This window comes from Rhodococcus sp. AW25M09, from assembly GCF_000333955.1.
Taxonomy (GTDB): Bacteria; Actinomycetota; Actinomycetes; order Mycobacteriales; family Mycobacteriaceae; genus Rhodococcoides.
In genome coordinates, this window is record NZ_CAPS01000122.1 from 1 (window position 1) to 13,972 (window position 13,972).

The 13,972-nt window shown below is 64.0% G+C and carries 15 protein-coding genes; 6 read left to right on the plus strand and 9 right to left on the minus strand.

Going from position 1 to position 13,972, the window contains the following annotated elements; genetic code table 11:
- Both RHODMAR_RS23490 and RHODMAR_RS23495 read left to right on the plus strand, forming a co-directional pair.
- Nucleotides 1-502 (plus strand): MMPL family transporter (locus tag RHODMAR_RS23490; protein ID WP_008719661.1); only part of this gene is annotated, 502 nt, incomplete at its 5' end.
- On the plus strand, nt 499-1,128 hold the full coding sequence (locus RHODMAR_RS23495) for a lipocalin family protein (RefSeq protein WP_008719663.1): 630 nt from the start codon (nt 499-501) through the stop codon (nt 1,126-1,128). The genes RHODMAR_RS23490 and RHODMAR_RS23495, both read left to right, overlap by 4 nt.
- Before the next feature lie 64 nt (nt 1,129-1,192).
- Here RHODMAR_RS23495 and RHODMAR_RS23500 read toward each other — a convergent pair whose 3' ends face one another.
- Together RHODMAR_RS23500 and RHODMAR_RS23505 are read right to left on the minus strand one after the other, a co-directional pair.
- Nucleotides 1,193-1,804, minus strand: a complete 612-nt coding sequence (locus tag RHODMAR_RS23500; RefSeq protein ID WP_008719665.1) for an FKBP-type peptidyl-prolyl cis-trans isomerase — start codon at nt 1,802-1,804, stop codon at nt 1,193-1,195.
- Nucleotides 1,805-1,838: 34 nt separating this feature from the next.
- Entirely contained in the window at nt 1,839-2,693 is an 855-nt protein-coding gene (locus RHODMAR_RS23505; protein WP_008719667.1) for an SDR family oxidoreductase, read from the minus strand.
- Between the two features lie 111 nt (nt 2,694-2,804).
- On the opposite strand from RHODMAR_RS23505, the gene RHODMAR_RS23510 reads away from it, so the two are divergent.
- On the plus strand, nt 2,805-3,179 hold the full coding sequence (locus RHODMAR_RS23510; protein ID WP_008719668.1) for a winged helix-turn-helix transcriptional regulator: 375 nt from the start codon (nt 2,805-2,807) through the stop codon (nt 3,177-3,179).
- 11 nt (nt 3,180-3,190) lie between these two features.
- On the opposite strand, the gene RHODMAR_RS23515 is transcribed toward RHODMAR_RS23510, so the two are convergent.
- On the minus strand, nt 3,191-3,541 hold the full coding sequence (locus tag RHODMAR_RS23515) for a VOC family protein (protein WP_008719670.1): 351 nt from the start codon (nt 3,539-3,541) through the stop codon (nt 3,191-3,193).
- Between the two features lie 207 nt (nt 3,542-3,748).
- On the opposite strand from RHODMAR_RS23515, the gene RHODMAR_RS23520 reads away from it, so the two are divergent.
- Nucleotides 3,749-4,228, plus strand: a complete 480-nt coding sequence (locus tag RHODMAR_RS23520; RefSeq protein WP_008719671.1) for a DUF6764 family protein — start codon at nt 3,749-3,751, stop codon at nt 4,226-4,228.
- A 331-nt stretch (nt 4,229-4,559) separates the two neighbouring features.
- Here RHODMAR_RS23520 and RHODMAR_RS23525 read toward each other — a convergent pair whose 3' ends face one another.
- The 4 genes from RHODMAR_RS23525 to RHODMAR_RS23540 all read right to left on the minus strand — a co-directional run bounded on the left by RHODMAR_RS23525 (nt 4,560) and on the right by RHODMAR_RS23540 (nt 10,683).
- Complete coding sequence (locus RHODMAR_RS23525; RefSeq protein WP_008719673.1) at nt 4,560-5,579, minus strand: hemolysin family protein; 1,020 nt, start codon at nt 5,577-5,579, stop codon at nt 4,560-4,562.
- Nucleotides 5,576-6,982: a hemolysin family protein gene (locus tag RHODMAR_RS23530; RefSeq protein ID WP_008719675.1), complete on the minus strand. Its 1,407-nt coding sequence runs from the start codon at nt 6,980-6,982 to the stop codon at nt 5,576-5,578. The genes RHODMAR_RS23525 and RHODMAR_RS23530 overlap by 4 nt, the downstream gene beginning before the upstream one ends.
- A 258-nt stretch (nt 6,983-7,240) precedes the next feature.
- Nucleotides 7,241-8,314, minus strand: coding sequence for an alkene reductase (locus RHODMAR_RS23535; protein WP_008719677.1), 1,074 nt, complete (start codon nt 8,312-8,314; stop codon nt 7,241-7,243).
- A 188-nt stretch (nt 8,315-8,502) separates the two neighbouring features.
- Complete coding sequence (locus tag RHODMAR_RS23540) at nt 8,503-10,683, minus strand: glutamine synthetase III family protein (RefSeq protein ID WP_008719679.1); 2,181 nt, start codon at nt 10,681-10,683, stop codon at nt 8,503-8,505.
- A gap of 192 nt (nt 10,684-10,875) precedes the next feature.
- Between RHODMAR_RS23540 and RHODMAR_RS23545 the strand changes: the two genes are divergently transcribed.
- Together RHODMAR_RS23545 and RHODMAR_RS23550 are read left to right on the plus strand one after the other, a co-directional pair.
- Nucleotides 10,876-11,343 carry an SRPBCC domain-containing protein gene (locus tag RHODMAR_RS23545; protein WP_008719681.1) on the plus strand — a complete coding sequence of 156 codons (468 nt, stop codon included), beginning with the start codon at nt 10,876-10,878 and terminating at the stop codon, nt 11,341-11,343.
- A 26-nt stretch (nt 11,344-11,369) separates the two neighbouring features.
- Nucleotides 11,370-11,810 (plus strand): SRPBCC family protein, encoded by a 441-nt coding sequence (locus tag RHODMAR_RS23550; protein WP_008719682.1) that lies wholly within the window; start codon nt 11,370-11,372, stop codon nt 11,808-11,810.
- Between the two features lie 4 nt (nt 11,811-11,814).
- Here the strand turns inward: RHODMAR_RS23550 and RHODMAR_RS23555 are convergent, their stop codons facing one another.
- Nucleotides 11,815-12,636: a class I SAM-dependent methyltransferase gene (locus RHODMAR_RS23555; protein WP_008719684.1), complete on the minus strand. Its 822-nt coding sequence runs from the start codon at nt 12,634-12,636 to the stop codon at nt 11,815-11,817.
- A 168-nt stretch (nt 12,637-12,804) separates the two neighbouring features.
- Nucleotides 12,805-13,972: fatty acid desaturase family protein (locus RHODMAR_RS23560; protein WP_042940187.1), on the minus strand; the 1,168-nt coding region annotated here is incomplete at its 5' end.

The following is a 13,972-nucleotide window of genomic DNA, read 5'->3' on the forward strand; positions in this document are numbered from 1 at the left end:
CCTGCTGCTTCTGCGTGCGGTTGTCGCACCCCTGATCCTGGTCGCCACAACGGTACTGAGCGCAGTGGCCGCGATCGGCATCGGCAGCTGGGTGAGTCTGCACATCTTCGGATTTCCTGCCCTCGACGACAACACCCCACTGTTCGCGTTCCTGTTCCTCGTTGCCCTCGGCGTGGACTACACCATCTTCTTGGTCACACGCACGCGTGAGGAAACGCATCGACACGGAACCAGAGCTGCCATCGTGCGGGCGGTATCGGCCACCGGCGGCGTCATCACGAGCGCGGGAATCGTTCTGGCAGCGGTGTTCTGCGTACTCGGTGTGCTGCCGCTGATCACCCTGACCCAGCTCGGCATCATCGTCGGACTCGGTATTCTGCTCGATACCTTCGTAGTGCGTACCGTCGTCATCCCCGCCCTGTTCACCCTGATCGGCCCACGAATCTGGTGGCCGAACAAGATCGATTCCAGCAGCACCACAACAGAAGGAGCGAATTCATGAAGATCCGCAACTCACTCGGCCGTACCGCACTCGCCGGAGCCCTCGCCATCGGGGCACTGCTGGCCGCAGCACCGGCGCAGGCACAGCCGGTCGGCCCCCTGGGCTCCGTCGGCCTCGATCCCCTGGGTCCGGTCCCCTCGCTGGACATCGATCGCTACCTCGGCACCTGGAACCAGATCGCCGCAGTGCCGCAGCCGTTCAACCTGATCTGCGCACGCGACACCCAGGCCAACTACCAGCTGATCGATCCGTTGAACATCAGCGTCGAGAACACCTGCACCACCTGGACCGGTGAGGAGAACCGCATCCTCGGCAACGCGCGCGTCAACGACACCGTCACCAATGCGCAACTGCACGTGAGCTTCCCAGGAGTGCCCACCCAGGACGGTCTCGACGGGCCGACCAACTACATCGTGGCCTATATCGCCGACGACTACTCATGGGCGTTCGTCGGAAGCCCCAACCGCACGTCCGGCTTTGTGCTCAAGCGCACGCCCGACGTCAGCGTCGAGCAGTTCCGCGAGATCCGCGGCGTCGTCGAATCGCTGGGGTACGACTCGAACTTCATCACCACCACGCCCACCCCGGGTGGCGCGACGACGATTCAGCAGCTCTCCACGGTGTAAGCGCGGCGGAGCCGCAGTGCGGTCGAGTGCCCCCTACGGCGCATAACCGCACTGCCGGAGGCACTCAGCTCGCGGACAGGATCGCAATCGCGAAGATCAAGCTGTCTCCCGGTTCGATTCCTGCCCCCGGGTTACCGCTCGGGTAACCGTCGGCCGAGGTGACGGCGACTGCGACGGTCGAGCCGACGGTCTGTCCGGCGATGGCCTTCTGGAAGCCCGCCACGACACCGCCCAGTGGGAAGTCGACGGGTACACCGCGTTCGTAGCTGCTGTCGAACGTCGATCCGTCGCGTCCGTTCACACCTGCATAGCAGACCGACACCGTCGCATCGTCCGCGACGATCGGGCCGTCCCCGGCCTTCAATGTCTCGACCTGGGTCTCGGCGACGCTGAACGGTGCCTCGACGGTGACCGCCGGTGCCGCGGTGTCCGTGGATCCGACGACGGAGATACTGCCGGTGTCTCCGTCCAGCGTCCACTCGGGGCTCGCCGACGCATCGGGGGCGGCCGTGGGGCAACCGCTGGTCGCCGCTGCCTCGGCTGAAGCGGAGGTGGTGCTGGAGCTCGTCGTTGCGGAGGTCTCCGAATCCGAACTGCACGCCCCCGTCAGCAGGACGAGCGACGCAGTGGCGGCCAGGAACAAGGTACGGGTCTGGGTGTGATTCACCGGGCCCACGGTACAAGTGCCGCCCGCACCCCCGCGTTCCCCGTCAGACTGCGGCGCGAAGCACCTCGGCCACCGGGGTGGATGGGCGACCGATCAGGGCCTGCAGATCACCGGAGTCGGTATCGAGTTCGCCGCGGGAGATCCCCGCGTCGGCGCTGGCGAGCATGGTTGCCACGAAATCAGGCAGGCCCGCGCCGGCAAGGATCCCGGCGTATTCGGATTCACCGACGTCCTTGTAGACCACCGGCTTGCCGGAGATGTTCGCGATGACGGCGGCCAGTTCCGTGTACGTCAGGCGCTCGTCGCCGCCGAGTTCGTAGATCTTTCCGCCCTGGTCGTCGCCGGTCAGCACGGCCGCGGCCGCGTCTGCGTAATCCGCGCGCGACGCAGCGGCGATTCTGCCGTTGCCTGCCGCGCCCAGCAGCACTCCGCCGTCGACGGTCTGAGCGAGCGAGCCGAGGTAGTTCTCCCAGTACCAGCCGTTGCGTAGGAAGACAGCGGGGATTGCCGACGCAGTCAGTCGTTCCTCGGTGGCTTTGTGCTCTGGCGCCAGGCTCACTCCCGAGGTATCGGCTGCGAGCAGGCTGGTGTACGCGATCAGGCCGACCCCCGCGGCCTCGGCGGCGTCGATCACGTTGCTGTGCTGCGCAATTCGCTGACCGACCTCCGAACCGGAGACGAGGAGCAACTTGTCCACGCCCGCGAGCGCGGCCGTCATCGCGGCGGAGTCGCTGTAGTCCGCAACGCGGACCACGACACCGCGTTCAGAGAGCGAGGCAGCCTTGTCCGCATTGCGAACCACGGCAACGATGCCCTCGGGTGCGATGCCGCGCCTGAGGAGTGCATCGATGACGAGTCCGCCGAGGTTGCCCGTTGCTCCGGTCACTGCTGTGGTCATGCCGACTCCTGAGGTTGATGTTTCAAGTTCCCGCTCATCATGCACTTACTTTTAGTGCAGTGCAACCCCAAGGATAATCACTCACGCTTCCGCATGCGCTAACATTGTGGAATGTCCGATCCCACAGTGTCACTCGAAGCATCCGTCTTCGCACGTGACTGCGAGTCGAGGCAGACGCTCCAGAACGCCACGAGCAGGTGGGGGGTCCTGGCCCTCGCCGCCCTCACCGAAGGCGATTACCGATTCAACGCGCTGCGCCGACGCGTCGACGGCGTCAGTGAACGCATGCTGTCGCAGACCTTGCAGACCCTCGAGCGGGACGGCCTGGTCGTTCGCACCGTGCTCGAGACCATTCCACCGAAGGTGGAGTACGGCCTCACGCCGCTGGGTCGCGACGTCGGCACCCGATTGAGCGACCTCATCGAACTCATCGAGGGCTCGATGCCTGCCGTTCTCGAATCGCGCGCCGAGCACGACGCGCGCTGACCTATCGGAGCTCACGCAGGCGGGGTCACCAGGCACCACTCGTTGCCCTCGGGATCGAGCAGCACTTGAAAGGAACCGGCCGCGTCGGAGTGCCGCTCACCGAGCACCGTGGCACCGAGCGACATCGCTTGCACCACTGCATCGTCGATGCTCGGCACGTCGACGTCGAGGTGAAGCCGATTCTTGCCGGCCTTCCCCTCAGGCACTCGCTGAAACGCCAACCGAGTGAACCCGGGAACATCGACGACGTGCCACGAGTCGTCCCGCACTGCCGGTTCGCCGCCGAGCACCCCGGCCCAGAACCGCGCCAGCAACGCCGGCTCCGTGCAGTCGAAGACGATTTCGTCGATGCGCCCGATCATGGGGTCATCGTATAGACCCACCGCGTCCGTTTCCGCGTTATCTTGCCGTTGCAGTAACGAGACGCCTTCGAGATCTTGATGAATCCTCGCCGCAGCCCGACAGGGCGACACTCGAAGGTAGGGAGTCGGGTCCCGAGCAGAACTGACCCAGCGACCGCCCCAGTCGGCACGCCGGTGCCGGCACACTGACCTCGGGAGGCATTCACCATGTTCCACACCAAGAGAATTCTCGGCGGAGCGGCAGCATTCGGAATCGCTTGCACGTTCGCTGCCCTGGTCCCCGGCACTGCTTCTGCGGCACCGGTCGCCTGCACCACCGCACCCGGAGGTGTGGACATCGCTGCGCTGGTCGGCGGATCTCAGTGCGACAGCTCGGCCGACGTCGCGAGCGCTGCGGCCGGCCTGGGACTCGAAGGCTGGGGCTCGGCCGAGGCCATGAACAATGCAGCGGCTCTGGCGCTCGGTCTGAACGGCGGAACCGCAGTCAGCAACGGCAGTTTCGGCGGCGCGCCCGCCGCGATCGCCTTCGGTCCGGGTGCCGTAGCCCAGAACACCGCAGCCGGTCTCGGGTTGTCGATCGCGATCGCCGCACCGGGCTCGACCATCACCCTCACCCCCGAGGGCGCGGTGTGCGAGGGTGCCGGAATCGCGGGCAGCTTCACCACCCTGCAGGGCTGCATCGGCTGACGTGCCCTCGGCCGGGGCTCTGCACATCGGGGTGAGTCCGGTAGGCGTTATGGATGCCGCCGAAGGCCGGGTCATCTACAGTCTCAATGACCTACAGTCTCGGTACGCGAGTCGGCGACGACCCGCTGAACAAGGAGTTCGACGGCAATGATGTCCTACCTGCTCTACGACGTGCTGCTTCCCCAACTCGGCCACGACATCGCGTCGTACTGGGCACACCTGCTGGTCGTCGCCCCGGTCTGATCCGCTTCGGATACGACGCACTACGAGACATCCCCGCTCGGCCGCGAAGGCCGGGCGGGGATGTCTCGTCGAAGTGCCGAAAATCGAATCAGACAGGTTCGGGCAGCAGTCGCGTCAGCACATCCGAAAGCGTGACGACGCCGATCGTGCGTGAGCGCTCGCCCGCCCCCACCGACGCATCCACCACCAGCGCCAGGTGGTGCCGGGTCTCCCGCATCGACGCCAGCGCCACGTACACCGGCGTGGTGGACTCGAGCGTGTAGGCCGGACGGGTGATCTGCGCCAGATCGTGCGGATCGGTCAGCGTATCCCGCACGTGTACAACACCTTTCACCACGTCGTCATCACTGACGAGAATCCTGAGATGCCCGCTGATGCGCGACGCCTCCCGCACGTCGTCGATCGACGCCGAGGAGGGTACGGACGTGGGTGCGGCGCTCTGGCCGACCAGATCGCCGACGGTCAGATCCTGCAACTCCAACGCCCCCGAGATCTGAGCCTGATAGCTGGCATCGAGCGCTCCGACGTTGACCGAATGCGCCACGAGCTGACGCAGATCGTCCGCGTTCTGGCCGGACCCCAGCTGGTCGGCCGGTTCCACACCGACCTTGTGCAGGCACCAGTTGGCCATGTTGTTCAAGATCGTCAGAACCGGACGCGTGACGAACATGAATCCGCGCATGGGAAGTGCGAGCATCGTGGCCGACTTCTCCGGATGCGCGATGGCCCACGACTTCGGAGCCATTTCGCCGACGACCAGGTGCAGGAACGTGACGATGATCAACGCGAGGACGAATCCGAGAACATCGGCAAACCAGTACGGCAGGCCGATGCTCTCGAACAACGGCGTGAGCCAGTAGTGCACAGCAGGTTTGGTTGTCGCACCGAGGGCGAGGGTACAGACGGTGATGCCGAGCTGCGACCCAGCGAGCAGCACCGTCAACTCGGTGGAGCTACGCAATGCGGCCCGAGCAGAGCGCGAGTTCGGCGCAGCGTCCTCGAGACGATGCCGCTTGGCCGCAAGCAACGCGAACTCCACTGCGACGAAGAACGCACTCGCTGCGATGAGACCGACGGTGACGGCGAGAAAGACCCAGATATTGCTCATCGATGCGCTCCCGCAGTGTCGGACTCGGCCGAATTCTCGTCGTGCTCGGTTGCCCGCTCGTCGATGGTGAGGGTGAGCAGTGACGGCACGTGACTGTCGATCTCCTGCACCTCGATGGTGACGAATCGGACCGGTGCCTCGTCGTCGTTGGCCAGATCTGCGTTGTCCGGCGGCAGATCTACTTCGACTCGCGTACCTACCGCCGGCAGCGAACCGTGGTGTGCGATGGCGAATCCGGCGATGGTCTCGTAGTCGCCGTCGGGCAGATCGATTCCGATCGCGCGTTCGACCTCGTCGATGTGCACCTCGCCCGCCATCGTCCAGCTACCGTCGTCGGCGCTGACCGGGCTCGGGTCCACGACGCCGTCATCGTGCTCGTCGGTTATTTCTCCGACCAATTCCTCGGCCAGGTCCTCTATGGTGATGACGCCGGTCAGTCCGCCGTATTCATCGATGACACAGGCCAATTGGTTACGTGTTGCCCGCAGCTCTCGCATCGCGTCGGGCAGGCTCTGCATCTCGGGCAGAATCAGCGCGTCGCGGGTCAGACCGGCGATCGGCGTGGCATCGGGCTCGACGCTGGCCAGCACGTCGTGCAGGTGGACCACACCCACGATACCGTCGTCCTCGTCGAGCACCGGATAACGCGAATGTTCCTGTCCCATAATGGATTTGACCTCACCGAGGGTGTCGGTATCGCGCACCGTCGCGGCACGCGAACGCGGGATCATGGCGTGCTCGACGTTTCGCGTCGGGAAGTCGAGAATGCGATCGAGCAAGGTCGACAGCTCTTCGGGGAGGTCGCCCGTCTCGCGCGAATCCGAGACGATGTGTTCGAGATCGCGGGGACTGGCCGAGTGCTCCACATCGTGCACGGGTTCGATCTTCAGCGCTTTGAGCAACAGGTTCGACGACTGGTCGAAAATGGTGATCAACCAGCCGAAGAGCCGGAGGTAGATGGTCGTCGACCGCGAGAGCCATCGGGCCACCGGTTCGGGACGGGCGATGGCGAAGTTCTTCGGGAACAGTTCACCGAAGAGCATCTGCACGAAGGTCGAGAACGCAAGCGCCAGAACGGCACCGAGGCCTACACCGACGGCTGTCGGCACCCCGGCACCACCCAGTATCGTGCCGAACGACTGGCCGATCAGCGGTTCGGCAACGTATCCGACCAGCAGTCCGGTGACCGTGATGCCCAGCTGTGCGCCGGACAGCATGAAAGACGTGCGCTTGGTGACTGCCAAAGTGCGGGCCGCGACGGCGTCGCCGGCTTCGGCGCGCGCCTCGAGCCGGGACCGGTCGACGGTCATGTACGCGAATTCCTGGGCTACGAAGTAGCCGGTCGCGACAGTGATGAGGAATACGACGAGCAGCCCGAGCAAGAGAGTGAGCAGAACGCTCATTCGCCGGACACCGCCTCGCACGTAGTGGATGTAGTGCGGGGAGCCGTGTCCGGCCCGGGTTTATCGCTGTCCATGATTCCTCGAGGTCGTCTTGTGCGAGTTTTGTCCGATACTACCGGGTCACGGCGCCGTCACGACCAGGACGGAGTCAGGACGGTCCAGCCTCGCACCGCCGACCGTGAACCCACAGTTTGTTCACATGCCCACCTGTGACGGTGGGCATGTGAATGTCTGGTGGGCAAACGTCGGACGCTGTCGTCAGTGCTGCAGGGCGGGGTAGTCCGTGTAGCCCTGGGCACCATCGGTGTAGAAGGTGCTCGGGTCCGGCTCGTTCAACGGCAGATCCTCGCGCCAGCGGTAGGCAAGATCGGGATTGGCGATCGCCGGACGGCCCACGACGACGGCATCGCCGATTCCGTTGTCGAGCAACGAGAGCGCCTCGTCGCGGTTGGTGATCTCACCGAAGCCGCTGTTGACGAGTACCGGACCACCGAATGCCTGACGCAGATCCTGGACCAGCTCGCCGGCCGGATACTTGTGCAGCACGCTGAGATACGCCAGACCCAGTGGTGCGATCCGGTCGACCAACGCCCGGTAGGTGGCACGCACGTCGTCGGCATCCGTCTCGAGCGCATCCTGAATGTTGTGCTCGGGAGAGATACGAATTCCCACCTTGCCCGCACCGAGAGCTGCCACCACCGCTTCGACAACCTCGGCCACGAATCGCGCGCGGTTCTCCGGCGAGCCGCCGTACGCGTCGTCTCGGCGGTTCGATGCAGGCGAGAGAAATTCGTGCAACAAGTAGCCGTTGGCACCGTGAACCTCGACGCCGTCCATTCCGGCGGCGATCGCGTTCTTCGATGCCTGCACGAATTCCTCGATCACCGACGGCAACTCGTCCTCGCGCAGCGCACGAGGGGTGGGGTACGGCTTCTTTCCGTCGTACGTGTGGGTATCACCCTCGATGGCGATAGCACTGGGTCCGACGACCTCGTAGCCGCCGGTCGTGGCCTCGTGCGTCACCCGGCCCGCGTGCATCACCTGCGAGAAGATCAATCCGCCGTCGGCGTGGACAGCGGCCGCGACGTTGCGCCAACCTTCGATCTGCTCATCGGTCACCAAACCGGGCTGACCCGGGAAGCCCTGGCCCGCATGGCTCGGGTAGGTGCCTTCGCTGACGATCAGACCCAGTGACGCGCGCTGCTTGTAATGCTCGACCACCATGGGGCCCGGCACGCCGTCGCGGCCCGAACGCACACGTGTCAGCGGAGCCATCACCAGGCGGTTGTCGAGCTTCGAGTCACCGAGGGTCAACGGGGAAAACAACTTCATGGATCTCTTCTCTCCTCACGAGTGCGTGCACAGTATTGCCACTCATCACTCGAACGATCGAGATCCACGAAGCTATTCCGGTCCGAGACATTGCTCACGCAGTGGTGTGGATAAGTCCCCCAGAAGGCACGCAGGAGTGGAGCCTGCGAAACGACCCTGGAACTGAGCCACACCACTGCCGCAGGCGCCTACAGGATGTACAGCATCTCCTGATACGTCGGCAGCGGCCACAGATCGTCGGCCACCATTGCTTCGAGAATGTCCGCTACAGATCGGACGGCCGCCATGGCAGGGAGCAGTTCGTCCTTGGCATGGGCGGCCTCGGCGAGAGCGTCTCCGCCCGGATCGGCCTCCAACGCACCCTTCAACGTCGCCAACGCCGACCGCAGGTCCGCGACCGGAGCCGATACAGACTGCAGCGCAGTCATGTCCACGTCTTCGACACCGGCGCCCTTGAGCGCACTGACGTTCTGCGCCAGCTCCGTCTGGTAGCGCACGGCCGCAGGCAGAATGGATGTCTGGCCCATCTCGAGGGTCAGGCGCGCTTCGACGAACACCGTCAGCGCGTACTGCTCGAGTCCGATCTCGTAGCGCGAGTGCATCTCTCGGTGGTTGAAGACCTTGTACTTCTCGAACAGCTCCATCGCCGAGTCCGAGATGAGCTCTGGAAGCGCGTCGAGCGTCGTACGCAGGTTCGGCAAGCCGCGCGCCTCCGCCTCGACCTGCCAGTTGTCGGAGTAGCCGTCACCGTTGAAGACGACGGCCCCGTGTTCGGTGATGATTTCCGTCAGCAGGTTCTGCACGGCGGTGTCGAAGTCGGTGCCCTCGGCGACGGCGGCTTCGAGGTTGGTCGCCATGTAGTCCAGTGCCTCGGCCATGATCGTGTTGATCGTGACCATCGGGCCGTTGACGGTCTGCATCGAGCCTGGCGCGCGGAACTCGAACCGGTTGCCGGTGAACGCGAATGGGCTCGTCCGGTTACGGTCGCCGGGATCGGTCGGCAGGATCGGCAGTGTGTCGGCACCGATCATCATGGTGCCCTTGTCCTTCGAGGACGTTGCCGCTCCCTTGGCGATCTGATCGAACACGTCGGCCAACTGATCGCCCAGGAAGATCGAGATGATCGCGGGCGGAGCCTCGTTGGCCCCGAGGCGGTGATCGTTGGTCGCCGACGCCACCGAGGCGCGCAGCAGACCGCCGTACTTGTGTACCGCGCGGATCACAGCGGCGCAGAAGACGAGGAACTGCGCGTTGTCGTGCGGATTGTCGCCGGGTACCAGCAGCGATCCGAGTTCGGAGTTTCCGAGGGAGAAGTTCACGTGCTTGCCGGAGCCGTTGACGCCTTCGAAAGGCTTCTCGTGGAACAGGCACTCCATGCCGTGCTTCTTGGCGATCGTCTTGAACGTCGTCATCAGCAACTGCTGGTGATCGGCTGCAATGTTGCCGCGCTCGAACATCGGCGCGATCTCGAACTGTCCGGGCGCAACCTCGTTGTGCCTGGTCTTGGCGGGAATGCCGAGCTTGAACAGCTCGCGTTCGGTATCCATCATGAAGCCGAGCACTCGCTCGGGAATGGCTCCGAAGTAGTGGTCGTCGAATTCCTGGCCCTTGGGCGGCTTCGAGCCGAACAACGTACGACCGGAATTGAGCAGATCCGGGCGGGCGAGGAAAAAGTGACGATCGACGAGGAAGTATTCCTGCTCCGGGCCGCAGAACGAGACGATGTTCTCGATGTCCTCGTGCCCGAAGAGCTTCAGGATGCGCTCGGCGTGACCACCCATGGCCTGCTGCGATCGCAGCAGCGGCGTCTTGTGGTCGAGTGCTTCACCGGTCATCGAGACGAACACCGTCGGGATACACAGGGTGTTGCCGTTCGGGTTCTCGAGCACGTACGCCGGGCTGGTGACGTCCCAACCGGTGTACCCGCGAGCCTCGAACGTGTTGCGCAGGCCGCCGTTGGGGAAACTCGATGCGTCTGGCTCGCCTTGTATGAGCGTCTTGCCTGCGAATTCGGCGAGCGCGCTGCCGTCCCCGACGGGGTCGAAGAAGCTGTCGTGCTTTTCGGCCGTCAACCCGGTGAGGGGGTAGAACACGTGCGCATAATGCGTCGCACCCTTCTCGAGGGCCCAGTCCTTCATCGCCGACGCGACCGCGTCGGCAACCATGGGGTCGAGTTTCTTGCCTTTGTCGATCGTCGCCATCACCGACTTGAAGACCGATTTGGGCAGACGCTTCTGCATGACGACCTTGCTGAAGACGTTCTCACCGAAGATCTCGCCCGGCTTCTCGTCTCCGACGAAGCTGACCGCTGGCGGTACATAGGCCTCGACGTCCTTGATCGCCTGCAGGCGGACGGTATTTCCACTCATGGCTACCCCTTGACACGGTGTGCGCTCCGCAGCTGGATTTTGCGGAGTCCGACCCGGCGACTGTACGAATACCTCGTGGCGGTCGTGTTTCGTCGCTGTGTCCACTGCGAGGCAAAACCAACGACAGAGTTTCCTTCCGAATGGACACGGGTAGTCCGAGACCAACAATGCTGTTACCGAAAGGCCTGCCCCATGACCGACGAGTTGACTGTTCGCCGCGTCATCGACGCGCCCCCTGCCTCGGTGTTCACGGCGCTGGCCAACCCCGAGGTCCAGGCTGCGATCGATGGCTCCGAGATGCTGCGAGGTGCAATCGACCCGATGCCGTTGACCGCGGTGGGCGACACCTTCGCGATGGACATGTACCAGCCGGAACTGGGCGAGTACGTCATGGAGAACACCGTCTTCGTGTTCGAGCAGGACCGCCGAATCGGCTGGATTCCGCGGCGCCAGGGTATGGACCCTCGCGGTACGCGGTGGTCGTGGGAACTCGAAGAATCAGCGCAGGACCGTACCGCGCTGACCCAGGTCTACGACTGGTCTCGCGTCACCGACCCGGAGTTCCGTGCGATGGCCGGCTTTCCCCGGGTGACCGAGGAACAGATCGTCGCCACCATGCGCAGGCTCGCAGAACATCTCGGCGTCACCGTCGAGGACTGATCCACACCGAAAGAAAGAGAATTCTCATGGTCGACGTCACCCGAACCTTCACCGCCGCAGTCTCGATCGAGAACGCCGCGGAATTTCTCCGCGACTTCGCCAATGCTTCGCAATGGGATCCCGGGACTCAGAGCTGCACACAGATTTCCGATGGTCCGGTCGCGACAGGAACGCAGTGGCACAACACCTCGAAGTTGTTCGGGATCACCACGGAGCTGACCTACACGTTGGTCACCGACGAACCGAACCACATCGTGCTCGAAGGTGAGAACAAGACAGCCACCAGCACCGACGACATCACTCTGACGGCGCAGGGCCCGCAGTCGACGAAAATCGACTACCACGCTCGCGTCGAGTTCAACGGTGCCGCAAAGGTTGCCGGCCCGTTCCTGAAGGCAGGGTTCGAAGCGAAAGTCGCACCCGAGACGGTGGAGAAGATGACCGAAGCGCTCGAACGACTGAGCTGACGCTCTACTTGCGCGCGAGAATCGTGAAGTTGTCGGCAGAGCTTTCCACAGTGTCGGGATCCACAACCGAACCGTCGTCGGCGAAGATCCGCGCGACTGTGAACCCGGCTTCCGTCACCAGAGTCCGCGCGTCCGGCACAGTGGTGAAATGCATGAACGGCGCGAAGTCGTGCGCTGCGAGTGGAGCAATGGCCCATGCGCCGCGGTCGTCGACTCGGTTTTTGGCCGACCACCAATTTCGCACGCCGAGAACCACTCCGGCAGGGTCGAGCAGCCGACGACCGATGGCGGTCGCCGCCCGTTTCGGCGAGAATCTGAACGGCTGAGTCGGCCGGCTCAACTGAAACGGAGTTTCGCCGAACGACGGACCGTTGCGGTTGAGTGTGGAGAACACCAACACTCCCGACGCCCCGAGTACTCGGTGAAATTCTGCGAGAACCAGCCTTCGCTCCTCGTGTGTCACGGTGTCGATTCCGTTGTTGCTGAACACGATCAGACCGAATTCGCCGTCCGCGAAGTCCTTCAGATTGCGCGCGTCGGCCACGTGCGCCTGCATATCCGGGAAGTTCCGGCGGAAGGCGTCGACCATGGTTGGTGCGTAGTCGATCGCAACATAACTCTCGCTCATCAGTCGCAACATGGCCGTGGTGCGGCCACTGCCGACGCCGACATCCAACACCGGTGTACCGCGCGCGACTCCGGCCGCAGCGACCAATGCCGCCGCCTCCCCACGATCGAGGAAGCCATCGGTCGGACCGGCGTACTCCACGTACGACGCTGCCACCCGGGCACTGTCGAACACGTCCCGATTGTGGTCGATGGACACGCGAACACCTCTGCGTCCCCACACCGCTGACCCAATCGTCACGCCCCTGAACCAGACGGTACCGACGGATCCTGAGGTCCGCCTGAGGTCTCGCGGCAACGAGAAACCGCGGCCACCCGGTTTCGGGTGGCCGCGGTTATCGGAGCGTGCTGGGAAGTTCTACTCGCTTCAGTCGTCGCCGCGGGGCGGCGGCTGAACATCGACACCACCGGAATTGTGCTCCGGACCGGCTGCGGGATGACCCGCCGGAACGCGGCCTCGCGTCTTAGCGGCCTCGCTGTCCTTGGTGGCACCCTCGGCGAACTTGCGACGCCAGCTCTCTTCGGGGCGGTAGGGCCCCGGCTTCGGCCGCATCTTGCCGCCCGGGAACGCCAGCCTTGCGATGGTCCGCTGGACCATGCCCCACTGCTGAAAGAACGGTCCGGTGTTGTAGGGCAATTCGTAGCGCTCGCAGATGTCCTTGATCTTCGGCGCGACGTCCGAGTACCGAGTGCTGGGCATGTCCGGGTACAGGTGGTGCTCCACCTGGTAGCTCAGGTTGCCGCTCATCAGGTGGAACAGTGGACCACCGTCGATGTTCGCGGCTCCGACCAACTGACGGACGTACCATCCGCCGCGGGTCTCGTTCTCGACCTCTTCCTGGCTGAAGGTGTAGGCCTGGTCCGGGAAATGACCGCAGAAGATGATTGCGTTCGACCAGACGTTGCGAATGATATTGGCGGTGAAGTTGGCGGCCACCGTAGAGAGGAACGTGCTCTCGACACCACTGAGGCGTGAATCCATCAACGCTGCGGTCCTACGGTTCTTGCCGAACCGAGCCGATCCACGCAGCTTGGACGCCAGACGAGACCTCTTGCTCTCCGGCACACGACCGCCCGACGCCAACTGCGCCAATGCGAAGGCACCTGCGCTGATCAGCGGCCAGCCCACGTAGTCCTTGACGAACTGCTTGCGAGCCTTGACGCCGATGCCCTTGAGGTCCTCGACGAGTTCTTTGGTGCTCTTCTCGCCACGACGAAGGGCCTCGAGATCCAGGTCGTGTAGTGCCACGCCCCACTCGAAGAAGGCCATCAGCAGAACGTTGTAAAACGGCTGGGCCAGGTAGACGGGACTCCACTTCTGACGTGGGTCGACCCGCATGATCTCGTAACCGAGATCCTTGTCCTTGCCGCGAATGTTCGTGTACGTGTGGTGCACGTAATTGTGCGAGTGTTTCCACGAGACGGCGGTGGACGCGGTATCCCAATCCCACACCGACGAGTGGATCTCCGGATCGTTCATCCAGTCCCACTGGCCGTGCATGACGTTGTGGCCGATCTCCATGTTCTCGAGGATC